At 53.8% G+C, this 23,138-nt stretch carries 22 protein-coding genes and 2 tRNA genes; 7 read left to right on the top strand and 17 right to left on the bottom strand.

The window, feature by feature from the left end; genetic code table 11:
• Nucleotides 1-60: 60 nt before the first annotated feature.
• The 4 genes from infB to IM313_RS03220 form a co-directional block, all read right to left on the bottom strand.
• Nucleotides 61-2,748, bottom strand: coding sequence for a translation initiation factor IF-2 (gene infB, locus IM313_RS03235; protein WP_041907885.1), 2,688 nt, complete (start codon nucleotides 2,746-2,748; stop codon nucleotides 61-63).
• Between the two features lie 24 nt (nucleotides 2,749-2,772).
• Nucleotides 2,773-4,275, bottom strand: coding sequence for a transcription termination factor NusA (gene nusA / locus IM313_RS03230; protein ID WP_014885374.1), 1,503 nt, complete (start codon nucleotides 4,273-4,275; stop codon nucleotides 2,773-2,775).
• Between the two features lie 28 nt (nucleotides 4,276-4,303).
• The gene (rimP, locus tag IM313_RS03225; RefSeq protein WP_192971985.1) at nucleotides 4,304-4,756 is read right to left on the bottom strand and encodes a ribosome maturation factor RimP; all 453 of its coding nucleotides are present in this window, start codon (nucleotides 4,754-4,756) and stop codon (nucleotides 4,304-4,306) included.
• Nucleotides 4,757-4,963: 207 nt separating this feature from the next.
• Nucleotides 4,964-5,040 (bottom strand) — tRNA-Met (locus tag IM313_RS03220).
• Between the two features lie 287 nt (nucleotides 5,041-5,327).
• On the opposite strand from IM313_RS03220, the gene argG reads away from it, so the two are divergent.
• Nucleotides 5,328-6,674: an argininosuccinate synthase gene (gene argG / locus IM313_RS03215; protein WP_028014551.1), complete on the top strand. Its 1,347-nt coding sequence runs from the start codon at nucleotides 5,328-5,330 to the stop codon at nucleotides 6,672-6,674.
• A 148-nt stretch (nucleotides 6,675-6,822) separates the two neighbouring features.
• Here the strand turns inward: argG and IM313_RS03210 are convergent.
• The 6 genes from IM313_RS03210 to rlmE form a co-directional block, all read right to left on the bottom strand.
• Nucleotides 6,823-6,909, bottom strand: a tRNA-Leu gene (locus IM313_RS03210).
• A gap of 9 nt (nucleotides 6,910-6,918) precedes the next feature.
• Complete coding sequence (gene secG / locus IM313_RS03205; protein WP_021242256.1) at nucleotides 6,919-7,251, bottom strand: preprotein translocase subunit SecG; 333 nt, start codon at nucleotides 7,249-7,251, stop codon at nucleotides 6,919-6,921.
• 223 nt (nucleotides 7,252-7,474) lie between these two features.
• The gene (gene glmM, locus IM313_RS03200; protein WP_041907881.1) at nucleotides 7,475-8,812 is read right to left on the bottom strand and encodes a phosphoglucosamine mutase; all 1,338 of its coding nucleotides are present in this window, start codon (nucleotides 8,810-8,812) and stop codon (nucleotides 7,475-7,477) included.
• Entirely contained in the window at nucleotides 8,805-9,653 is an 849-nt protein-coding gene (gene folP, locus IM313_RS03195) for a dihydropteroate synthase (RefSeq protein WP_014885377.1), read from the bottom strand. The genes glmM and folP overlap by 8 nt, the downstream gene beginning before the upstream one ends.
• 98 nt (nucleotides 9,654-9,751) lie before the next feature.
• Nucleotides 9,752-11,686: an ATP-dependent zinc metalloprotease FtsH gene (ftsH, locus tag IM313_RS03190; RefSeq protein WP_013098921.1), complete on the bottom strand. Its 1,935-nt coding sequence runs from the start codon at nucleotides 11,684-11,686 to the stop codon at nucleotides 9,752-9,754.
• Between the two features lie 102 nt (nucleotides 11,687-11,788).
• Nucleotides 11,789-12,415, bottom strand: coding sequence for a 23S rRNA (uridine(2552)-2'-O)-methyltransferase RlmE (gene rlmE, locus IM313_RS03185; protein WP_003861812.1), 627 nt, complete (start codon nucleotides 12,413-12,415; stop codon nucleotides 11,789-11,791).
• Nucleotides 12,416-12,542: 127 nt separating this feature from the next.
• Between rlmE and yhbY the strand changes: the two genes are divergently transcribed.
• Nucleotides 12,543-12,836, top strand: a complete 294-nt coding sequence (gene yhbY / locus IM313_RS03180; RefSeq protein WP_003861814.1) for a ribosome assembly RNA-binding protein YhbY — start codon at nucleotides 12,543-12,545, stop codon at nucleotides 12,834-12,836.
• 152 nt (nucleotides 12,837-12,988) lie between these two features.
• Here yhbY and greA read toward each other — a convergent pair whose 3' ends face one another.
• Entirely contained in the window at nucleotides 12,989-13,465 is a 477-nt protein-coding gene (greA, locus tag IM313_RS03175) for a transcription elongation factor GreA (protein ID WP_006812122.1), read from the bottom strand.
• Nucleotides 13,466-13,693: 228 nt separating this feature from the next.
• On the opposite strand from greA, the gene dacB reads away from it, so the two are divergent.
• From dacB to pmrB, 3 genes are read left to right on the top strand one after another with little or no spacing between them, the layout of a single operon-like run.
• Nucleotides 13,694-15,127, top strand: a complete 1,434-nt coding sequence (dacB, locus tag IM313_RS03170; protein ID WP_028014554.1) for a serine-type D-Ala-D-Ala carboxypeptidase — start codon at nucleotides 13,694-13,696, stop codon at nucleotides 15,125-15,127.
• A gap of 2 nt (nucleotides 15,128-15,129) precedes the next feature.
• Nucleotides 15,130-15,792 carry a two-component system response regulator PmrA gene (pmrA, locus tag IM313_RS03165; RefSeq protein WP_028014555.1) on the top strand — a complete coding sequence of 221 codons (663 nt, stop codon included), beginning with the start codon at nucleotides 15,130-15,132 and terminating at the stop codon, nucleotides 15,790-15,792.
• Nucleotides 15,789-16,832 (top strand): two-component system sensor histidine kinase PmrB, encoded by a 1,044-nt coding sequence (pmrB, locus tag IM313_RS03160; RefSeq protein WP_041907874.1) that lies wholly within the window; start codon nucleotides 15,789-15,791, stop codon nucleotides 16,830-16,832. Before pmrA ends, pmrB begins: the two co-directional genes overlap by 4 nt.
• 33 nt (nucleotides 16,833-16,865) lie before the next feature.
• Here pmrB and cgtA read toward each other — a convergent pair whose 3' ends face one another.
• The 4 genes from cgtA to rplU form a co-directional block, all read right to left on the bottom strand.
• Nucleotides 16,866-18,038, bottom strand: a complete 1,173-nt coding sequence (gene cgtA / locus IM313_RS03155; RefSeq protein WP_014885381.1) for an Obg family GTPase CgtA — start codon at nucleotides 18,036-18,038, stop codon at nucleotides 16,866-16,868.
• A gap of 15 nt (nucleotides 18,039-18,053) precedes the next feature.
• Nucleotides 18,054-19,019 (bottom strand): DMT family transporter, encoded by a 966-nt coding sequence (locus tag IM313_RS03150; RefSeq protein ID WP_192971984.1) that lies wholly within the window; start codon nucleotides 19,017-19,019, stop codon nucleotides 18,054-18,056.
• Between the two features lie 95 nt (nucleotides 19,020-19,114).
• Nucleotides 19,115-19,372 carry a 50S ribosomal protein L27 gene (rpmA, locus tag IM313_RS03145; RefSeq protein ID WP_004385076.1) on the bottom strand — a complete coding sequence of 86 codons (258 nt, stop codon included), beginning with the start codon at nucleotides 19,370-19,372 and terminating at the stop codon, nucleotides 19,115-19,117.
• 19 nt (nucleotides 19,373-19,391) lie between these two features.
• Nucleotides 19,392-19,703 carry a 50S ribosomal protein L21 gene (rplU, locus tag IM313_RS03140; protein WP_003025032.1) on the bottom strand — a complete coding sequence of 104 codons (312 nt, stop codon included), beginning with the start codon at nucleotides 19,701-19,703 and terminating at the stop codon, nucleotides 19,392-19,394.
• A gap of 257 nt (nucleotides 19,704-19,960) precedes the next feature.
• Here rplU and ispB point away from each other — a divergent pair, with 257 nt between their 5' ends.
• A complete protein-coding gene (gene ispB, locus IM313_RS03135; protein WP_045260467.1) occupies nucleotides 19,961-20,932 on the top strand; it encodes an octaprenyl diphosphate synthase in 972 nt (323 codons plus the stop codon).
• A gap of 230 nt (nucleotides 20,933-21,162) precedes the next feature.
• A complete protein-coding gene (gene sfsB / locus IM313_RS03130; RefSeq protein ID WP_028014559.1) occupies nucleotides 21,163-21,450 on the top strand; it encodes a DNA-binding transcriptional regulator SfsB in 288 nt (95 codons plus the stop codon).
• A 61-nt stretch (nucleotides 21,451-21,511) separates the two neighbouring features.
• On the opposite strand, the gene murA is transcribed toward sfsB, so the two are convergent.
• Both murA and ibaG read right to left on the bottom strand, forming a co-directional pair.
• Nucleotides 21,512-22,771: a UDP-N-acetylglucosamine 1-carboxyvinyltransferase gene (gene murA, locus IM313_RS03125; protein WP_028014560.1), complete on the bottom strand. Its 1,260-nt coding sequence runs from the start codon at nucleotides 22,769-22,771 to the stop codon at nucleotides 21,512-21,514.
• A 50-nt stretch (nucleotides 22,772-22,821) separates the two neighbouring features.
• Nucleotides 22,822-23,076, bottom strand: coding sequence for a BolA family iron metabolism protein IbaG (gene ibaG, locus IM313_RS03120; protein WP_008501458.1), 255 nt, complete (start codon nucleotides 23,074-23,076; stop codon nucleotides 22,822-22,824).
• Nucleotides 23,077-23,138: the final 62 nt, after the last annotated feature.

Genomic DNA, 23,138 nt, shown 5'->3' with positions numbered 1-23,138 from the left:
AAAATTATTGCCGGGTGGCACGAGGCGATCCCGGCCTACATATGGACTTATCCCTAAGGATTAGTCGATGCTGCGTTGGATCTCGATGATTTCGAACACTTCGATCATATCGCCAACGCGAACGTCGTTGTAGTTCTTAACGCCGATACCACATTCCATGCCGTTACGGACTTCGTTAACGTCATCTTTGAAGCGGCGCAGGGATTCCAGCTCGCCTTCGTAGATAACCACGTTGTCACGCAGTACGCGGATTGGGTTGTGACGCTTGATGGTACCTTCGGTAACCATACAGCCCGCGATCGCACCGAATTTCGGTGATTTGAACACGTCACGCACTTCAGCCAGACCGATGATCTGCTGTTTCAGCTCAGGAGACAGCATACCGCTCATCGCGGCTTTCACTTCGTCGATCAGGTTATAGATGACGGAGTAGTAGCGCAGATCCAGGCTTTCCGCTTCGATCACGCGGCGAGCAGATGCATCAGCACGCACGTTGAAGCCAACCAGGATAGCGTTGGACGCCGCAGCCAGGGTTGCGTCGGTTTCGGTGATACCACCTACGCCAGAACCGATGATCTTCACTTTCACTTCGTCGGTAGACAGTTTCAGCAAGGAGTCGGAGATCGCTTCCACAGAACCCTGAACGTCCGCTTTCAGAACGACGTTCACTTCGTGAACTTCGCCTTCAGCCATGTTCGCAAACATGTTCTCAAGTTTAGATTTCTGCTGACGCGCCAGCTTAACTTCACGGAACTTGCCCTGACGATACAGTGCCACTTCACGCGCTTTCTTCTCGTCACGCACAACGGTCACTTCATCACCGGCAGCCGGAACACCGGACAGCCCCAGGATTTCCACTGGAATGGACGGACCTGCTTCCAGCACTTCCTGACCCAATTCGTTACGCATCGCACGAACACGACCGTATTCGAAGCCACACAGAACGATGTCGCCCTTGTTCAGCGTACCTTCGCGAACCAGAACCGTTGCAACCGGACCACGACCTTTATCCAGGAAGGATTCGATTACCGCACCGCTCGCCATACCTTTACGAACGGCTTTCAGCTCCAGAACTTCGGCCTGAAGCAGGATAGCGTTCAGCAGGTCGTCGATACCAGTACCCGCTTTTGCAGATACAGGGATGAACTGCGCTTCGCCGCCCCACTCTTCCGGCATAACGCCGTACTGAGACAGTTCGTTCTTCACGCGGTCCAGATCGGCTTCTGGCTTATCGATTTTGTTGACCGCAACAACCAGAGGCACCTGCGCCGCTTTCGCGTGCTGGATAGCTTCAATGGTCTGTGGCATAACGCCATCGTCTGCTGCAACAACCAGTACAACGATATCCGTAGCCTGAGCACCACGAGCACGCATTGAGGTGAACGCTGCGTGGCCTGGGGTATCCAGGAAGGTGATCATGCCGTTTTCAGTTTCTACGTGGTAAGCACCGATGTGCTGGGTAATGCCACCCGCTTCGCCGGAGGCAACTTTCGTAGAACGAATGTAGTCGAGCAGAGAGGTTTTACCGTGGTCAACGTGACCCATGATGGTCACAACCGGTGCACGCGGTTCAGCCGCAGCGCCAGTGTCACGGTCGCTCATTACTGCTTCTTCCAGCTCGTTTTCACGACGCAGGATAACTTTGTGGCCCATCTCTTCGGCAACCAGCTGTGCGGTTTCCTGGTCGATAACCTGGTTGATGGTCGCCATTGCGCCCAGCTTCATCATCGCTTTGATGACCTGAGAGCCTTTAACCGCCATCTTGTTTGCCAGATCGCCAACGGTGATGGTTTCGCCAATCACGACGTCACGGTTAACCGCCTGAGCTGGCTTCTGGAAGCCCTGCTGCAGAGAAGAACCTTTACGCTTACCGCCTTTACCACCGCGAACCGCTGCACGAGCTTCTTCGCGGTCAGCTTTAGATTCAGCGTGTTTGTTACCTTTCTTAGCCGGACGCGCGGCTTTTGCATTACGACCACGGCCACGGCCGCCTTCTACTTCACGGTCGTTATCATCTTCAGCCTGACGCGCATGCTGAGAAGTGGTCACGTGATAGTCGCTGGTGTCTTCAGTCGGTTCAGCGGTATTCACGCCATTCTTCTCGTTTTCTTCTGCCATACGACGCGCTTCTTCAGCGACGCGGCGAGCTTCTTCTTCCAGCTTACGGCGGGCTTCTTCTTCCGCTTTACGCTTCAGCTCGGCAGCTTCATTTTCACGGCGGGCTTTTTCAGCCTGGGCGGTTTTGGTCATTTCGTCTGTCTGTTGATTGCTCACTTTGTCTTTTTCCGCAGCGTCACGCTTCACTTTATCACTGGCGTCGCGTTTCGCTTTTTCTGCGGCCTCACGTTCAGCTTTTAATTCTGCTTCACGTTTGGCGGCTGCTTCCGCCTCACGCTGAGCTTGTTCTTCCGCTTCACGCTGTGCCTGCTCTTCCGCGGCAAGGCGTTCTGCCTCTTGCGGATCACGTTTTACAAAGGTGCGCGTCTTGCGGACTTCAATTTGTACCGATTTGCTTTTGCCACCGGTACCAGGAATGTTTAACGTGCTGCGCGTTTTGCGCTGCAGCGTTAACTTGTCAGGCGTAGAACCGTGTTCGCGGTTCAGGTGCGTTAACAAGGTTTGTTTTTCTTGCGCGGTCACCGAGTCATCAGCGGACTTCGGGATCCCTGCATCAGCAAATTGCTGTACCAGGCGGTCCACGGAGGTCTGAATCTCAGCAGCCAGCGATTTTACAGTTACATCAGTCATGCTGTTCCTTCCTGCTACAGTTTATTACGCTTCGTCGCCGAACCAGCAAATATTACGTGCGGCCATGATGAGTTCGCCGGCTTTCTCGTCGGTTAAACCTTCGATATCGGCCAGGTCATCAACGCCTTGCTCAGCGAGATCTTCCAGCGTACAAACACCACGGGCAGCCAGCTTGAACGCAATCGCACGATCAAGACCTTCCAGATTCAGCAGGTCATCAGCCGGCTTCTTATCGCCAAGGCTTTCTTCCTGAGCCAGTGCCAGGGTGGTCAGTGCGTTTTTAGCGCGTTCACGCAGGGCTTCAACGGTTGGCTCATCCAGACCGTCAATTTCCAGCAGCTCTTTCATTGGCACATAGGCCAGTTCTTCCAGCGTAGAGAAACCTTCTTCTACCAGAACAGTGGCGAAGTCTTCGTCAATGTCGAGGTATTTGGTGAAGGTATCGATCGCCGCATGGGCTTCAGCCTGATGCTTAGCCTGCAGGTCATCAACGGTCATGACGTTGAGTTCCCAGCCGCTCAGCTGTGACGCCAGGCGTACGTTCTGACCGTTACGGCCAATCGCCTGCGCCAGGTTGCCCGCTTCAACAGCGATATCCATGGTGTGTTTGTCTTCGTCAACAACGATAGACGCGACATCAGCCGGAGCCATTGCGTTGATCACGAACTGCGCCGGGTTGTCGTCCCACAGAACGATATCAATACGCTCGCCGCCCAGTTCGGTAGAAACCGCCTGAACGCGCGCACCGCGCATACCGACGCAAGCACCGACCGGGTCGATACGCTTGTCGTTGGTTTTCACCGCAATTTTCGCACGAGAGCCTGGATCGCGAGCTGCTGCTTTGATCTCAATAACTTCTTCGCCGATTTCCGGCACTTCGATGCGGAACAGTTCAACCAGCATTTCTGGTTTAGAACGGGTCACGAACAGCTGTGCACCACGCGCTTCAGGGCGCACGGCGTACAGAACACCACGAATACGGTCGCCCGGGCGGAAGTTTTCACGCGGCAGCATGTCTTCACGCAGGATCACGGCTTCAGCGTTGCCCGGCATCCCTTCGGATTTAATTTCCAGAGAGATGTTGTCACGGTTTACTTTCTTCACCACGCCGGTGATGATTTCGCCTTCCTGATCGCGGAACTGATCGACAACCAGCGCGCGCTCGGCTTCGCGCACTTTCTGCACGATAACCTGCTTAGCGGTCTGGGTGGTGATACGGTCGAAGGTCACAGATTCAATCTGATCTTCAACGTAGTCACCCACGTTCAGACTTTCGTCTTCAAAACGTGCCGCTTCCAGGGTGATCTCTTTGGTCGGCTGGGTCACTTCTTCAACGATTACCCAACGACGGAATGTATCGAAGTCACCGCTTTTACGATCGATTTCTACGCGAACATCGATCTCTTGTTCGTATTTTTTCTTGGTTGCTGTAGCCAGTGCACTTTCCAGCGCTTCGAAAATTTTCTCACGCGGCAGTGATTTCTCGTTGGAGACGGCTTCAACAACAGCCAAAATTTCTTTGTTCATCGCGGGCTTTTCACCTCAATCCAGACTGTTAAAAGTGGGGAACCAGGTTCGCCTTCTGGATATTACTCAGCGCGAACACTTCATCTTTGCCTTCGACTGTTACCGTGATCATTTCACCATCAACGGCTTTGATAATTCCCTGCCATTTACGGCGGTTCTGTACGGCCATACGCAGAACGAGAGCCACTTCTTCACCGGTAAAGCGCACATAGTGCTCGGCCGTGAACATCGGGCGATCCAGGCCAGGTGAGGAAACTTCCAGGTTGTACGCAACGGTAATCGGGTCTTCAACATCAAGAACCGCACTCACCTGGTGGCTGACATCAGCACAATCATCAACATTGATGCCATCTTCACTATCAATATAGATGCGCAGCGTCGATGTACGGCCGCGAACGAATTCGATGCCGATCAGTTCGTAGCCCAGTGCTTCGACCGGTGCAGTAATCATCTCTGTTAATTTTTGCTCTAATGTGGACAAGCCCACCCCCAAGACATAAAAAAAGGGCGTAAAGCCCAGTTATTCTGTAGTCAGATAACAAAAAACCCCGATAAATCGGGGCTTTAGATAACTGAACCCTATAGCCACAACTGTGGCCTGGAGCACTCTCCGAAAGAATTTTTTCAAATCCAGCTACGAAGGCTCTAAGTCTTCACAGTATATTTGAAAAAGAACTTTATGGGAAAGTGGTTGCGGGGGCCGGATTTGAACCGACGACCTTCGGGTTATGAGCCCGACGAGCTACCAGGCTGCTCCACCCCGCGCCTGAAACGTGGCAAATTCTACGCGTTTTGGACAGAATTTGCAAATAATGCTGGGATTTGGTACCGAAGACGGGACGTAAAATCGGCGTTTAGTATATTGATAGTTGACCCCACCTGTCAACCCAGCTTCCGCCAGAGAGAACAGACCAAATTTTTTACAAAAAACGCATGAGTCTCTTCCGGTATTCGATAAAAGATGATTAAATGAATACTCACTTATTTTGCATAAAAATGCACAAGAGAACGAAAGCGGTCTCTAATCAGTCAATCAAGCAGGGTTTTATTCTATGACGACGATTCTCAAGCATCTTCCGGTAGGACAACGTATTGGCATCGCTTTCTCAGGCGGCCTGGATACCAGCGCTGCACTGCTGTGGATGCGCCAGAAGGGAGCGGTTCCGTATGCATATACTGCGAACCTGGGTCAGCCGGATGAGGACGATTACGATGCTATTCCTCGTCGCGCTAAAGAGTATGGCGCAGAAAACGCGCGACTGATTGACTGCCGTAAGCAACTGGTTGCTGAAGGTATCGCCGCTATTCAGTGCGGTGCGTTCCATAACACTACGGGCGGCCTGACCTATTTCAACACCACCCCGCTGGGTCGTGCTGTCACCGGCACCATGCTGGTTGCCGCCATGAAAGAAGATGGCGTAAACATCTGGGGTGATGGCAGCACCTATAAAGGCAACGATATCGAACGTTTCTATCGTTATGGCCTGCTGACCAACGCGGAGCTGCAGATCTACAAGCCGTGGCTGGACACCGACTTCATCGACGAGCTGGGTGGTCGTCATGAGATGTCTGAGTTTATGATTGCCTGCGGCTTTGACTACAAAATGTCCGTTGAGAAAGCCTACTCTACCGACTCCAACATGCTGGGCGCGACGCACGAAGCGAAGGACCTGGAATTCCTGAACTCCAGCGTGAAGATCGTTAACCCGATCATGGGCGTGAAGTTCTGGGACGAGAGCGTGAAGATCCCGGCAGAAGAGGTGACCGTGCGTTTCGAACGTGGTCATCCGGTTGCCCTGAACGGTAAGACCTTCTCTGACGACGTTGAACTGATGCTGGAAGCAAACCGCATCGGCGGTCGTCACGGTCTGGGCATGAGCGATCAGATTGAAAACCGTATCATCGAAGCGAAAAGCCGCGGCATCTATGAAGCTCCGGGGATGGCGCTGCTGCACATCGCTTACGAGCGTCTGCTGACCGGTATTCACAACGAAGACACCATCGAGCAGTATCATTCTCATGGTCGTCAACTGGGCAAACTGCTGTATCAGGGTCGCTGGTTCGATCCGCAGGCGCTGATGCTGCGTGACGCGCTGCAGCGTTGGGTAGCGAGCGCGATCACCGGTGAAGTGACGCTGGAACTGCGTCGTGGTAACGACTACTCCATTCTTAACACCGTGTCGGACAACCTGACCTATAAAGCCGAGCGTCTGACCATGGAAAAAGGTGAGTCTGTGTTTTCTCCGGACGACCGTATTGGTCAGTTGACCATGCGTAACCTGGACATCACCGATACCCGTGAGAAGCTGTTCAACTACGTTGAGAATGGTCTGCTCTCCGCGAATTCCGGTAACGGCCTGCCGCAGGTTGAAAACCTGGAGAATAGCGATAAGAAGTAATCGCTGATGAAACATGCAAAAGGCGCCCTATGGGCGCCTTTTTGTTTGGCTTTTGTAGGGCGTGTAAGCGCAGCGCCACCGGGCCTACGAACGGCAAAAACTACAGACGAAAAAAAAGACGCCTTTCGACGTCTTTCTTCTGGAATATTGGTACCGAGGATGGGACTCGAACCCACAAGCCCGTTAGGGCACTACCACCTCAAGGTAGCGTGTCTACCAATTCCACCACCTCGGTACGGAATACTTACTGCGGGATATCGCTGGTTGGCTTAGCCGGTGCAGCTGGCTGAGTCTGCTCAGTTTTTGCTGGCGCGCTCAGATTTTCCCACTCGCTTCCTTTGCTGGTCTTGTTGCTGTTGATATTGCCAAGCACCAGACTGATGATGAAGAACAGCGTAGCCAGAATCGCCGTCGTGCGGGTCATGAAGTTCGCAGAACCACTTGAACCGAACAGCGTACCGGAAGCGCCTGCTCCGAAGGAGGCTCCCATATCAGCGCCTTTACCTTGCTGCAGCATGATCAACGCTACGAGAGCGATGGCTACAATAAGGAAAACAACTAAAAGAGCTTCGTACATAATCAACCTGTTCCTTGCGGATTTGCCGCATACCAATGCTTCGACCAATTAGCAGGATTTCTGTTTCCCACTGAAGCGGGTGTGAATACTAACCAAAGCGAATCACCTTCGCAAGGGCATTTTCGACGCATTGTATCAACTGCGGAAAAAAACAGCAAAAAGCCATTAATTGCTTAAAACAAAGGCGGCAAACGCCGCCTTTTTAAACATTTAGCATGCAAGATTATGCAGCTTTTACGGCATCCGCAATTCGGTGCGCAAATTCGGTGACCTGCGCTTCGTCTTCGCCTTCCACCATCACGCGGATCAGCGGTTCGGTACCAGACTTACGCAGCAGCACGCGCCCACGGCTGCCCAGGGCCGCTTCAACCTCAGCCATCACCGCTTTCACGTTGTCATTTTCCAGCGGATCGCCTTTACCCGCAGTGAAACGCACGTTCACCAGGATCTGCGGGAACATTTTCATCCCGCTGCACAGATCGTGCAGGCTCATATGGTTGCGCGCCATCGCGGCAACCACCTGAAGCGCGGCAACAATGCCGTCACCGGTAGTGGTTTTGTCGAGCAGGATCACGTGGCCGGAGTTCTCAGCACCAATGCGCCAGCCTTTCTCCTGCAGCTTTTCCAGCACGTAGCGGTCGCCCACCTTCGCGCGAACAAACGGAATACCGAGCTGTTTCAGCGCCAGTTCGAGGCCCATGTTGCTCATCAGGGTCCCTACCGCACCGCCGCGCAGCTGCCCCTGGCGCAGGCCTTCACGAGCAATGATGTAGAGGATCTGATCGCCGTCGACTTTATTACCTTCGTGGTCAACCATGATCACGCGGTCACCGTCGCCGTCCAGGGCAATACCCAGATCGGCTTTTTCCGCCAGCACGCGCGCCTGCAGGGCGCGCACGTCCGTCGCCCCGACTTCTTCGTTAATGTTCAGACCATCCGGCTCGCAGCCGATGGCGATCACTTTCGCACCCAGCTCGCGGAAGACATTCGGCGCAATGTGATAGGTCGCACCGTTCGCACAGTCCACCACAATTTTAAGATGCGCCAGGCTCAGCTCGTTCGGGAAGGTGCCTTTGCAGAATTCGATATAACGACCCGCCGCATCGACGATACGGTTCGCTTTACCCAGCTCGGCGGAATCAACACAGGTGATCTCTTTTTCCATTTCGGCTTCAATGGCCTCTTCCACTTCGTCCGGCAGCTTAGTGCCGTCAATGGAGAAGAACTTGATGCCGTTGTCGTAGAACGGGTTATGAGACGCCGAGATCACAATTCCCGCTTCCGCGCGGAAGGTGCGCGTAAGGTAGGCAACAGCAGGCGTTGGCATTGGGCCAGTAAAAGAGGCTGAAAGCCCTGCAGCCGCCAGACCCGCTTCCAACGCAGATTCCAGCATATAGCCCGAAATACGGGTATCTTTACCAATAATGATCTTACGTGAGCCATGACGCGCCAGCACCTTGCCGGCAGCCCAGCCGAGCTTCAGAACAAAATCAGGGGTAATTGGAGCATCGCCTACGCGCCCACGGATACCATCGGTACCAAAATATTTACGGTTACTCATAGCGTTTGTTTTCCTTCGCTGCCAGTGTGGCTTCCACCACACGCATGGCTTCTACTGTTTCTTTGACGTCATGGACACGGATAATGTGCGCGCCTTGCATCGCCGCAATTACCGCGCAGGCCAGGCTGCCACTCAGGCGCTCGCTCGGTCCTACATTCAGCAATTGGCCAATCATCGACTTTCTCGACATACCCACCAGCAGCGGCAGACCAAAGTGATGAAATTCCGATAAGCGCGCAAGCAACGCATAATTGTGTGAGAGATTTTTACCGAAACCGAACCCCGGGTCGAGCAGCAATTTCTCTTTTGGGATGCCTGCACGCTCACAGCGTTCAATATGCTCAATAAAGAAGCGATTCACGTCGGCAAAGACATCATCATACTTCGGCGCTTCCTGCATGGTTTTCGGTTGCCCCTGCATATGCATCAGGCATACCGGCAGGCCGGTTTCTGCAGCGGCCTCGATCGCACCCGGTTCGGTCAGCGAGCGGATGTCATTAATAATGTGAGCACCCACTCTCGCCACTTCACGAATCACTTCTGGTTTGGACGTGTCGACGGAGATCCACACCTCGAAACGTTGCGCGATTGCCTCAACCACCGGCACCACGCGCGCCAGCTCTTCTTCCACCGAAACATCTGCCGCGCCGGGACGCGTCGATTCACCGCCCACGTCAATGATAGTGGCACCCGCGTTGATCATTAGATTTGCGTGCTTAACCGCGTCGATAAGCGTGTTATGCGTGCCGCCGTCAGAGAAGGAGTCAGGGGTAACATTCAGGATCCCCATCACGTGCGGATGTGAAAGATCGAGATGCGAGTCCTGGGCGAAGAGTTTCATGGTCAAATCCCTGGTTTTAGTATGGTTTAACGGAAAAGAAAAACCCCGGAGCAAGCTCCAGGGTTTGGGGTACAGACAAACGCTTCAACAGCAGTGACTTACTTGTCGCCCAACTGCTCTGACATGGTGTTGCCCGGGTTTGGCGTACGCGGTTCATCGACCGGACGCGGCGCGCGCGGGGTACCATTGTTGTCAGAATTGTTGGAAGCGCCTGGGTCTTCCCAGCCTGCTGGCGGGCGCACTTCGCGGCGAGCCATCAGGTCGTCAATCTGCGGTGCATCGATGGTCTCATATTTCATGAGCGCATCTTTCATCGAATGCAGAATGTCCATATTGTCGTTCAGGATCTGACGCGCGCGACCGTAGTTACGTTCAATCAGCGCTTTCACTTCCTGGTCGATGATACGTGCCGTCTCATCGGACATATGTTTTGCTTTCGCCACGGAGCGGCCCAGGAATACTTCACCCTCTTCCTCTGCATACAGCAGCGGACCGAGTTTGTCGGAGAAGCCCCACTGAGTCACCATGTTACGTGCCAGGTTTGTCGCCACTTTAATGTCGTTCGACGCACCGGTAGAAACATGTTCTGGCCCGTAGATGATCTCTTCCGCCAGACGACCGCCGTACAGGGTCGAAATCTGGCTTTCCAGCTTCTGACGGCTGGCGCTGATCGCGTCGCCCTCAGGCAGGAAGAAGGTCACACCCAGCGCACGGCCGCGCGGAATAATCGTTACCTTGTGTACCGGATCGTGTTCCGGCACCAGGCGACCGATAATCGCGTGACCCGCTTCGTGGTAAGCCGTGGACTCTTTCTGCGCTTCCGTCATCACCATGGAGCGACGTTCCGCACCCATCATGATTTTGTCTTTCGCTTTCTCGAACTCAACCATGGAGACCACGCGCTTGTTACCGCGAGCGGCAAACAGTGCAGCTTCGTTGACCAGGTTAGCCAGGTCCGCGCCGGAGAAGCCCGGCGTACCGCGCGCAATGATTGCCGCGTCGATATCTGGCGCCAGCGGTACGCGACGCATGTGCACTTTCAGAATCTGTTCACGACCACGAACATCCGGCAGACCGACAACAACCTGACGGTCGAAACGGCCTGGACGCAGCAGCGCAGGGTCAAGTACGTCCGGACGGTTAGTCGCCGCGATAACGATAATACCTTCGTTACCTTCGAAGCCGTCCATCTCAACCAGCATCTGGTTCAGGGTCTGCTCACGCTCATCGTGACCACCGCCCAGGCCCGCGCCACGCTGGCGGCCTACGGCGTCGATTTCATCGATAAAGATGATGCACGGTGCTGCCTTCTTGGCCTGCTCGAACATGTCACGCACACGAGATGCACCGACACCCACGAACATTTCAACGAAGTCAGAACCTGAAATAGTAAAGAACGGCACCTTCGCTTCACCCGCGATGGCTTTCGCCAGCAGGGTTTTACCGGTACCCGGAGGGCCTACCATCAGGACGCCTTTCGGGATTTTACCGCCCAGTTTCTGGAAACGGCTCGGCTCGCGCAGGTATTCAACCAGTTCACCCACTTCTTCTTTTGCTTCGTCACAACCGGCGACGTCAGCAAACGTGGTCTTGATCTGGTCTTCCGTCAGCATACGCGCCTTGCTCTTACCGAACGACATGGCACCTTTGCCACCGCCGCCCTGCATCTGGCGCATAAAGAAGATCCAGACGCCGATAAGAAGCAGCATCGGGAACCAGGAAATGAAGATAGAAGCCAGCAGGCTTGGTTCTTCTGGCGGCTCGCCTACCACTTTGACGTTTTTGGTCAGAAGGTTATCAAGCAGCTTAGGATCGTTCACCGGGATGTAAGTCGTGTAACGGTTACTATCTTTCTTGGTAACGTTGATCTCACGTCCGTTGATACGCGCTTCGCGAACCTGGTCCTGATTGACCTCTTGCAGGAAGGTAGAATAATCCACCTTGCGGCCATTCGACTCGCTGGGCCCAAAGCTCTGGAATACTGACATCAGCACAACGGCAATGACCAGCCAGAGTATTAGGTTTTTCGCCATGTCACTCAAGGGATTAACCTCATATTACAACTGTGTTAAAAACAGCGTCAGGATACTCTATATCCAGTTTCATTCAAACTTTCGTCTGAAATCTCCCGGTTATCATTTTCGCCCGGTCGCTACAATATACACTTCACGGGAACGGGCCCGGGAAGAGTCCGGCTTACGAACTTTGACCTTCGCAAACAGGGAGCGAATTTCCTTAAGATACTCCTCGAAACCTTCGCCCTGAAACACCTTCACAACAAAACTACCACCAGGCGCTAGTACATCACGACACATTTCTAACGCTAGCTCCACCAGATACATGGCGCGGGGGATATCCACCGCCGGTGTTCCGCACATATTTGGTGCCATATCCGACATGACAACCTGGACCTTACTGTCACCAACACGATCAAGTAACGCTTTCAGCACTAATTCATCACGAAAGTCGCCCTGAAGGAAGTCGACACCAACGATGGGATCCATTGGTAAAAGATCGCACGCGATGATTCGGCCCGTTCCGCCGATCTGCGTTACCGCATACTGGGACCATCCGCCAGGTGCCGCACCGAGGTCGACAACCGTCATCCCCGGCTTAAAAAGTTTGTCACTTTGCTGTATTTCATCAAGTTTAAACCAGGCACGGGAACGTAACCCCTTTTTCTGTGCCTGTTGAACATATTTATCGCTAAAGTGTTCCTGAAGCCAGCGGCTGGAACTGGCAGAACGCTTTTTACCTGTCATTTAACATTTCCGTCCTGGTTCATCGTTGCTTGCCTGTGACGTAAATTTCTACGCAGCTATTTGGCGATATAAGGGAGATGGCGGTAGAATGAACCGTTTTCAATCCCAACGTAAGCAAAAATATACGATGAATCTGAGTACTAAACAAAAACAGCACCTTAAAGGTCTGGCACATCCGCTCAAGCCTGTAGTCATGCTTGGCAACAATGGTTTGACCGAAGGGGTGCTTGCCGAGATTGAACAAGCGCTGGAACACCACGAGCTGATCAAGGTGAAAATCGCCTCTGAAGACAGAGACACTAAAAACCTGATCGTGGAAGCCATCGTGCGCGAAACCGGCGCCTGTAATGTACAGGTCATCGGTAAAACGCTGGTGCTCTATCGCCCATCTAAAGAGCGTAAAATCTCGCTGCCACGCTAAGGATATCCTGAATCAATCACATTTTCTGTGTGAAACGAGGGATTTCTTTCAGCAGGCTCAGCAAAATGCCATGCTCCTTGAGTTGATAAAAGGCCGCTATGCGGCCTTTTTCTTTTCTTTACAATGTATCAACATCTTAGTAGAGAAGCGAATTACAGGTATTCAACCTTGATAATTTCGTATTCCACTTCACCGCCAGGGGTGCGGATGGTGACAACATCGTCCTGCTCTTTGCCAATCAGGCCGCGAGCAATGGGTGAGTTCACCGAAATCAGGTTCTGTTTAAAGTCTGCTTCATCATCGCCCACGATGCGATAGGTTTGCTCTTCATCGTTGTCGAGGTTCAGAACGCTGACGGTAGAACCAAAGATCACGCGACCGTTGTTAGGCATTTTGGTGATATCGATAACCTGCGCATTAGACAGTTTCGCTTCGATATCTTTAATGCGCCCTTCACAGAAACCCTGCTGCTCGCGCGCCGCATGGTATTCAGCATTCTCTTTCAGGTCGCCATGCTCACGGGCTTCCGCGATAGCGGCGATGATTTCAGGGCGACGCACGGATTTCAGGAAATCCAGCTCTTCGCGCAGTTTTTCGGCACCACGTAAGGTCATCGGAATAGCTTGCATTTGTTATACCTCTTAAACATTCCTGTTGGGAGCAGTGTTCCCTGCTCCTGCCCCCCGAAGCGGGCAAGAAGCAAAAAGAAAACCGACCCGGGAGCGACGCCCCAGGTCAGCAGCAATTTTTCAATTTGATACGCATTTTACCGCGAAGTTCACTATGGGTCATCGTTTACTTTGCAGTGCCATGCACCGTAGTATGACGGTTTGTTTTCGGGTTGTTAGCGCGAGATTATGCGATTTTCCAGTTTTATCATCGGATTGACTACCAGTATAACGTTCACCGCCCAGGCCGCGAATGTTGATGAGTACATTAATCAGCTCCCCGCAGGCGCGAACCTCGCCCTGATGGTGCAGAAGGTTGGCGCACAGGCTCCCGAGATTGACTATCACAGTCAACAGATGGCGCTGCCTGCCAGTACCCAGAAGGTGATCACTGCCCTCGCCGCCCTGCTCCAACTCGGGCCTGACTTCCGTTTTACCACCACGCTTGAAACCAAAGGTAACGTCGACGGTGGCGAACTGAAAGGCGATCTTATCGCCCGTTTCGGTGGTGATCCCACCTTTAAGCGCCAGGATATCCGCAACATGGTAGCGGTGTTGAAAAAATCCGGCGTGACAAAAATCGATGGCAACGTGCTGATCGATACCTCCATTTTTGCCAGCCACGATAAAGCACCAGGCTGGCCGTGGAACGACATGACGCAGTGCTTTAGCGCCCCGCCAGCCGCCGCGATTGTTGACCGCAACTGCTTCTCGATTTCCCTTTACAGCGCGCCCAAGCCGGATGATTTAGCGTTCATTCGCGTGGCATCTTACTATCCGGTGACCATGTTTAGCCAGGTGCGAACGCTGGCTAAAGGCTCCCCTGATGCCCAGTACTGCGAACTGGACGTGGTGCCTGGCGATCTTAACCGCTACACCCTCACCGGCTGCCTGACGCAGCGCGCCGATCCCCTGCCGCTGGCCTTCGCGATTCAGGATGGCGCAAGCTATGCGGGTGCGATTCTCAAGGATGAGCTGAAGCAGGCGGGAATAACCTACTCCGGCACGCTGCTACGCCAGACGCAGGTCAACCAGCCCGGAACGGTCATTGCCAGCAAACAGTCGCCACCGCTGCACGATTTGCTGCGAATTATGCTGAAAAAGTCTGACAACATGATTGCCGACACCGTGTTCCGCATGATTGGCCACGCGCGTTTCGGCGTGCCGGGAACCTGGCGCGCGGGCTCAGACGCTGTTCGTCAGATCCTGCGCCAGCAGGCGGGAATCGATCTGGGTAACACTATCGCCGTTGATGGTTCAGGATTATCGCGTCATAACCTGATTGCCCCGGCCACCATGATGCAGGTGCTTCAGTACATTGCACAACATGACACTGAGCTAAACTTTATCTCAATGCTGCCGCTTGCCGGACACGACGGTTCGCTGCAGTACCGCGCCGGGCTTCACGCGGCAGGTGTGGATGGCAAAGTATCCGCGAAAACAGGTTCACTGCAGGGGGTGTATAACCTGGCAGGGTTCATCACGACCGCCAGCGGACAGCGCATGGCATTCGTGCAGTATCTTTCCGGCTATGCCGTCGAACCGACCGACCAGCGCAACCGCCGTATTCCACTGGTTCGCTTCGAAAGCAGGCTTTATAAAGACATCTACCAGAATAACTAGCGATGAAACTACTTATAGTTGAAGACGATCTGTTATTACAGGAAGGACTGGCTCTGGGACTCGCCAATGAAGGCTATGCCCTGGACTGTGCCGGCACCGCGGCAGAAGCAGATGCCCTGATCCAGAGCGGCGAATACAGCCTGGTGATCCTTGACCTGGGCTTGCCGGACAAAGACGGCGCGACGCTGCTTACCCAGTGGCGTCGCCGGGGCATCGCCAATCCGGTGTTAATCCTGACGGCACGCGACGCCATTGAAGATCGTATTACCGGCCTTGATGCTGGCGCCGATGATTACCTGGTGAAGCCCTTTGCGCTTGCAGAACTTCAGGCTCGGGTGCGAGCGTTAATACGCCGTTATCAGGGCCATAGTGATAACTTACTAACCGACGGGGACATTACCCTGAATCTGCAAACCCAGCAGGTATTGCGCCAGTCCCAGCCCGTTGAAGTCACTCCAAAAGAGTTCGCCTTGCTGACGCGTCTGATCATGCGAAGCGGACAAACGGTACACAGAGAAACCCTTCAGCAGGATATCTATTCCTGGCAGGACGATCCGGGGTCAAATACCCTGGAAGTCCACATCCACAACCTGCGTCGTAAGCTCGGCAAAGACCGGATTAAAACCGTCCGCGGCGTTGGCTACCGCCTGGAGAGCCAGAAATGAACAGCATGCGTCGGCGATTAATGGTGTTGCTGGCGGTCATTCTGTTATTTTTCCAGCTGATAAGCGTCATTTGGTTGTGGCACGAAAGCCGCGAGCAGATTGGCTTTCTGGTGAACGAAACGCTGTCGGCAAAATCGCGTAACAACCACGTCGAGAAAGAGATCCGTGAAGCGATTGCCTCGCTGCTGGTTCCTTCTCTGGTGATGGTTGGGTTTACGTTGTTTTTCTCGTTCTGGGCGGTCACCTGGATAACCCGACCGCTGAATAAACTGCGCGTGAGCCTGGCTAACCGTTCGGCGGATAACCTAACCCCACTTCCTATGTATTCCGACATGGAAGAAATCGGCGCCGTTACCACCTCGCTCAATCAGCTACTCGCCAGGCTGGACAGTACCATTCAGCAGGAGCGTCTCTTTACGGCTGACGCCGCCCATGAACTGCGAACGCCTCTTGCCGGAATCAGGCTCCATCTGGAGCTCATGGCCCAGTCAGGCTCTACGCAGGCCACGACGCTCATCAGCCGTATTGACCAGCTAATGCACACCGTTGAGCAACTGCTGATGCTGGCCCGTGCAGGACAGGCAATGGCGAGCGGCCACTATGAAACCATCAACTGGACGGACACCATTATCACGCCTCTTGGTCTTGAGCATGAAGCCAAAGAGCATACGGTGATTTGGCCTGCTAAAAGCGCGCTCACGGTTCAGGGAGACGCGGTACTGCTGCGGCTGATGCTGCGCAACCTGCTGGAGAATGCCGGGCGCTACAGCCCGACAGGCACCACGATTACCGTGACGCTTACCGAGGTCGAAGGCGGTACGCAGCTCAGCGTTATCGATCAGGGGCCTGGTATTGACGAAGCGCATCGACAGTCGATCACGGAGCCGTTCCGTCGCCTCGATCAGCGTTACGGCGGCAGCGGCCTGGGCCTGAGTATCGTACAGCGCATCCTGCAGCTTCATCACGGTAAGCTGATGCTGGAGAATGGTGCTGAAGGCGGCCTGATAGCAAGCTGCTGGCTGCCCTCAACGCTGGAATGAAAAAAGCCCCCGGATGGGGGCTTTGGACAGATATCAGTGCTTGTAGATGAACTCGACGCCTTCTTCGTCGTCTTCATCCCAGTCATCGTCCCAGTCGTCTTCCTCTTCCGCTTCCAGCTCTTCGAGCTGCTGGCGGTGGTAGTCATCCCACATGAATTCGACTTTTTCTGGCTGTTTCGCTTCTTCAGCCTGAACGACAGGGTTCTCGATGATGAAGGTCATCACATCCCAGCAGAGATCTTTCACGCCAACCTGGCTTGCCGCGGAGATAAGGTAGTATTTATCTTCCCAGCCCATCGCTTCAGCAATCGCTTTGGCTTTCGCTTCGGCTTCCGCTTTATCCATCAGGTCGATCTTGTTGAAGACCAGCCAGCGTGGCTTACTCGCCAGTTTTTCGCTGTATTTTTCCAGCTCACCGATAATGATACGGGCGTTTTCAACCGGATCGGAACCGTCGATCGGATCGATGTCGATGAGGTGCAACAGTACGCGGCAACGCTCAAGGTGCTTCAGGAAGCGAATACCCAGGCCAGCCCCTTCCGCAGCGCCTTCAATCAGGCCTGGGATATCAGCCACGACGAAGCTCTTCTCGTTATCCATACGGACAACGCCGAGGCTTGGTACCAGCGTGGTAAACGGATAGTCCGCTACTTTTGGTTTCGCAGCAGAAACAGCGCGGATAAAGGTCGATTTACCGGCGTTTGGCATACCCAGCATGCCCACGTCTGCCAGCAGCATCAGCTCAAGCTGCAGGTCACGCTTATCACCCGGGGTACCCATCGTTTTCTGACGCGGGGTACGGTTAACGGAAGATTTGAAACGGCTGTTACCCAGACCGTGCCAGCCGCCTTTCGCCACCATCAGGCGCTGACCGTGTTTAGTCATATCGCCCATGGTTTCACCGGTGCCCTGATCGATAACGCGCGTACCGACCGGAACCTTAATGGTCACGTCTTTACCGCGTTTACCGGTACAGTCACGGCTCTGGCCGTTCTGTCCGCGTTCTGCGCGGAAGGATTTTTCAAAGCGGTAGTCGATCAGCGTGTTGAGGTTTTCATCCGCCTCCAGCCACACGTCACCACCATCGCCACCGTCACCGCCGTCAGGGCCGCCACGAGGAATATATTTTTCACGGCGGAAGCTTACACAACCGTTACCGCCATCACCTGCCACGACCAGAATCGTCGCTTCATCAACAAACTTCATTTTACTCTCCGTAACTCATTCGCCTGAGCGGGGGACTACTACGACCGCTTCATTTTTGCGCCAACGTCCCCAAAGACGATGACCAATGGCGGAATACATCGCGCCCGCAACCACGACAAACGCACCGAGATAGCCCAACAGGTTGAGCATCGGTCTGACGAAGACATCGGGCCAGGCCATTGATAACAAATCTGAAAATAACAGCGTAAACAGCGGGGTAAGCGTGATCAATGCGCTCACCTGTGCTGCCTGCCAGCGCGCCATCGCTTCCGCCAGCGCGCCATAACCGACCAGCGTGTTAAGCCCACAAAAAATGAGGCACGCCAGTTGCCAGTCGCTCAGCTGGCTAATGACGCCCGGCTTCGCTAACGGCAATAATGCCACTGTACACAAAGTGTACAGCAAAAAAAGGATCTGCTGTGAGGCCAGGCGACGCAATAATACCTTTTGCGCGACGCCATAGCTCACCCAGACCGTTGCTGCACCCACGCCGAAGATCACGCCCCAGGTGTAGTCCGTAAGCCGGGTAAAAATCTCGATCAGGCTGGTGTTGAAGAACATCACCAGGCCGCATAGCAGCATGCTTGCCCCGATAATCTGCGTCCCGCGCATCTTCTCTTTGAGGATGAACACGCTCGCGACCATCATGCCGACAGGCGAAAGCTGACCAATCACCTGAGACGCCGTAGGGCTCAAATACTGCAGGGAAGAGCTGAACAGGATAAAGTTACCGAACAGACCGCCCGTCGCAATGGCCAGTAACACCAGCCATCGAGGTTTGCGGAAGAGCCGTAGCGGTGGAAGCTTGCCTTTAACTGCAAGGATGGTCCCGAGACCAATGCTTGCCATCAGGAAGCGATAAAAGACCACCGTAGGCGGCTCCATCACTTCCAGTACCTGCTTCATTGCAATTGGCAGCGCACCCCAGCACATTGCGGTCGTGAGCGCCAAAAGAATACCAATGCCGGCCTGCTGCTTCATGCCCGTTTTCCCTACAGAAAATTTTCCGGGTTTCCAATGTAAAAAGCCCCGCAACACGTTGCGGGGCTTTAATCCGTTACCGGACCGAGAAAACCTTACTCAGCAACGATGCTGATGTATTTACGGTTGTTCGGGCCTTTAACTTCAAATTTCACTTTACCGTCTGCTTTAGCAAACAGAGTGTGGTCACGACCGCAACCTACGTTGTTGCCAGCGTGGAATTTGGTACCACGTTGACGAACGATGATGCTACCCGCCAGAACGGATTCGCCACCGAAACGCTTAACGCCCAGGCGTTTAGCTTCTGAATCGCGACCGTTACGTGTGGAGCCGCCAGCCTTTTTATGTGCCATTTAAATCTCTCCTCAGGTCTTAGGCGCTGATGCCAGTAATTTTCACATCAGTGAACCACTGACGGTGGCCCTGCTGCTTACGGTAGTGTTTACGACGACGAAACTTAACGATTTTAACTTTCTCGCCACGACCGTGTGCAACAACTTCAGCTTTGATAACGCCGCCATCAACGAAAGGAACGCCGATTTTGACTTCTTCACCGTTTGCGATCATCAGAACTTCTGCGAACTCAACAGATTCGCCAGTTGCGATGTCCAGCTTTTCCAGGCGAACGGTCTGACCTTCGCTTACTCGGTGTTGTTTACCACCACTTTGGAAAACCGCGTACATATAAACTCCGCTTCCGCGCACGTCCTCGTATGAATCAGAGTGCGCTATAAATATTCACAATAGGGCGCGAATATTACGCAAAACGCGAGCCTTTGACAAGTGCTACCGTCAATACATGAAGAAAAAAAACACAACACGTACGGTAACGTTTATCTGAGCCGTTTTTTCAGTACAATCAGCACTACTATTGATAAACCGAAACCCTTCGTTACCCCATTGAAGATGGGATCAACAGGATAAAAAGCCCGGCTTTTGCGATGAATTTAGAAAAAATCAACGAGTTAACCGCGCAAGATATGGCGGGTGTAAATGCAGCAATCCTGGAGCAACTCAACTCTGACGTTCAGCTGATCAATCAGTTGGGCTATTACATTGTCAGCGGCGGCGGTAAACGCATTCGCCCGATGATTGCCATTCTGGCTGCCAGAGCCGTTGGCTATCAGGGAAATGCCCACGTGACGATCGCCGCGCTGATCGAATTTATTCACACGGCGACGCTTCTGCATGACGATGTTGTGGATGAATCCGATATGCGTCGTGGCAAAGCCACGGCAAACGCTGCCTTCGGGAACGCCGCCAGCGTTCTGGTCGGGGACTTTATCTATACCCGCGCCTTCCAGATGATGACCAGCCTGGGCTCTCTGAAAGTGCTCGAGGTGATGTCCGAAGCCGTCAACGTCATCGCTGAAGGCGAAGTGCTGCAGCTGATGAACGTCAATGACCCCGATATCACCGAAGAAAACTACATGCGCGTTATCTACAGCAAAACAGCGCGCCTGTTTGAAGCGGCCGCCCAGTGTTCCGGCATCCTGGCTGGCTGTTCCGAGGCGCAGGAAAAAGGACTGCAGGATTATGGACGCTACCTGGGTACTGCCTTCCAGCTGATTGATGATTTGCTGGACTACAGCGCGGACGGCGAAACGCTCGGCAAAAACGTTGGCGATGACCTGAACGAAGGCAAACCGACCCTGCCGCTGCTTCACGCGATGCGTCACGGAACGGCCGACCAGGCGAAAATGATCCGTGAGGCGATCGAACAGGGAAATGGTCGCCATCTTCTGGAACCTGTACTGGAAACGATGGCCATCTGCGGCTCGCTGGAATGGACCCGCCAGCGTGCTGAAGAAGAGGCTGACAAAGCCATCGAAGCTCTCCAGGTTATTCCAGACAGCCCATGGCGCGATGCCCTGATTGGTCTTGCCCACATCGCTGTTCAACGCGACCGTTAATCTTGCCCCCACCTCCCCGTATCCATCGCGGGGAGGTTCAAAAACGCATCAGTAAATTCCTCATTCATGTAAATGAATCGGGTTAAAGCCCGCATGAATAAAGCCATGTCTTATTCTGAATATCCCTTCAAGTAACTCGAACTTTTTAGAACAAGAAGTCGAAATGGGTATAGTAAGCTAGTCGTTTCAGAAGAAACGGCGTAGGTGAATCCGAACTTAAGGACAGCGTTATGGATACGAAATTTATCGACTGGCATACGGCAGATATCATTGCGGCACTGCGCAAAAGAGGAACGTCACTTGCAGCAGAGTCCCGCCGCCATGGTCTGAGTTCTTCCACCCTGGCCAACGCCCTGACCCGCCCCTGGCCAAAGGGAGAATTGATTATCGCGACGGCGCTGGAAACGCACCCGTGGGTGATCTGGCCTTCACGTTATCACGATCCTGTTACTCATGAATTTATCGACAGAACGCGCATGATGCGCCAGAGAAAAGCAAAAACAGAACCGCAGGGATAACGGTTTTTTTGACAGGAATAGCAACCCCCCGGTCATTTCTGGCAGGGGGCTGCCGGAACGATTACTCGCCCTTCACACGCTCGATATTGGCACCCAGCGCGCGCAGTTTGTCTTCAATACGTTCATAGCCACGATCGATGTGATAAATACGATCCACCACCGTTGTGCCTTCCGCGATACAGCCCGCCAGCACCAGGCTTGCAGACGCACGCAGATCCGTTGCCATTACCTGAGCACCGGACAGTTTCTCAACGCCATGGCAAATCACGGTATTACTTTCGATCTCAGCATGTGCACCCATACGGATCAGTTCCGGTACGTGCATAAAACGGTTTTCGAAAATCGTCTCGGTAATCACACCGGTTCCTTCGGCAACCAGGTTCAGCAGAGTGAACTGTGCCTGCATATCGGTCGGGAATGCCGGATGCGGAGCCGTACGCACGGTCACCGCTTTAGGACGCTTGCCGTGCATGTCGAGGCTGATCCAGTCTTCACCGGTTTCAACATCGGCACCCGCTTCACGCAGCTTCGCCAGAACGGCATCCAGAGTGTCTGGCTGTGCATTACGGCAGACAATCTTACCGCCGGAAATGGCCGCAGCCACCAGGAAGGTGCCGGTTTCGATACGGTCCGGCAGAACACGATACACACCACCGCCCAGACGCTCAACGCCTTCAATGGTGATGCGGTCAGTACCCTGGCCGGAAATCTTCGCGCCCAGCGCCACGAGGAAATTGGCGGTATCCACGATCTCCGGTTCGCGCGCGGCGTTTTCGATGATGGTGGTACCTTCTGCCAGCGTTGCCGCAGACATGATGGTAACGGTAGCGCCTACGCTCACTTTGTCCATGACAATGTGTGCGCCTTTCAGACGACCGTTGACGGAGGCCTTAACGTACCCCTCTTCCAGCTTGATCTCTGCGCCCAGTTTCTCCAGGCCAAAGATATGCAGGTCAACCGGACGCGCGCCGATGGCGCAACCGCCCGGCAGCGAAACCTGACCCTGACCGAAACGTGCCACCAGCGGGCCAAGCGCCCAGATAGATGCACGCATGGTTTTAACCAGATCGTAAGGCGCAGAGAAGTTGTTCACGTTGCTGGCGTCGATCCAGACGGAACCGTTGCGCTCAACTTTAGTGCCCAACTGGGTGAGCAACTTCATGGTCGTGTCGATATCTTTCAGCTTCGGTACGTTCTGAATTTCTACCGGCTCTTCCGCGAGCAGCGCAGCAAAGAGGATTGGTAGCGCGGCGTTCTTCGCGCCAGAAATTGTGACTTCGCCCTGGAGACGCGTTGGCCCCTGTACACGAAATTTATCCATTGTGTGCTCTCTTATAAATTCAACCGTGCTGCGGGCCTGTCGCCCTCAGCTCAAAAACCGTTTAGTTTGCGATCGCGTGCCCACTCTTGCGGGGTGAACGCTTTAATCGACAGGGCGTGGATGCGGTTATCCGCAATATATTCCATCAGCGGCGCGTACACAGCCTGCTGCTTCTTCACACGGCTCATACCGTCGAACATCTCACCCACAGCAATAACCTGGAAGTGACTGCCATCGCCAGTGACGTGGGCTTCCTGAAGGGAGAGTGCATTCATCAGCACTGTCTGGATTTCATGATTTTCCATGGGCTCTTAATCATCTGATAGTGAAAACAAGCCCAACATCTTAGAGCAAAGTGGCGTCGTCT

Source organism: Enterobacter cloacae complex sp. P2B (assembly GCF_014895985.1).
Lineage (GTDB): Bacteria > Pseudomonadota > Gammaproteobacteria > Enterobacterales > Enterobacteriaceae > Enterobacter > Enterobacter bugandensis.
This window is presented reverse-complemented; position numbering and strand designations above follow the sequence as displayed.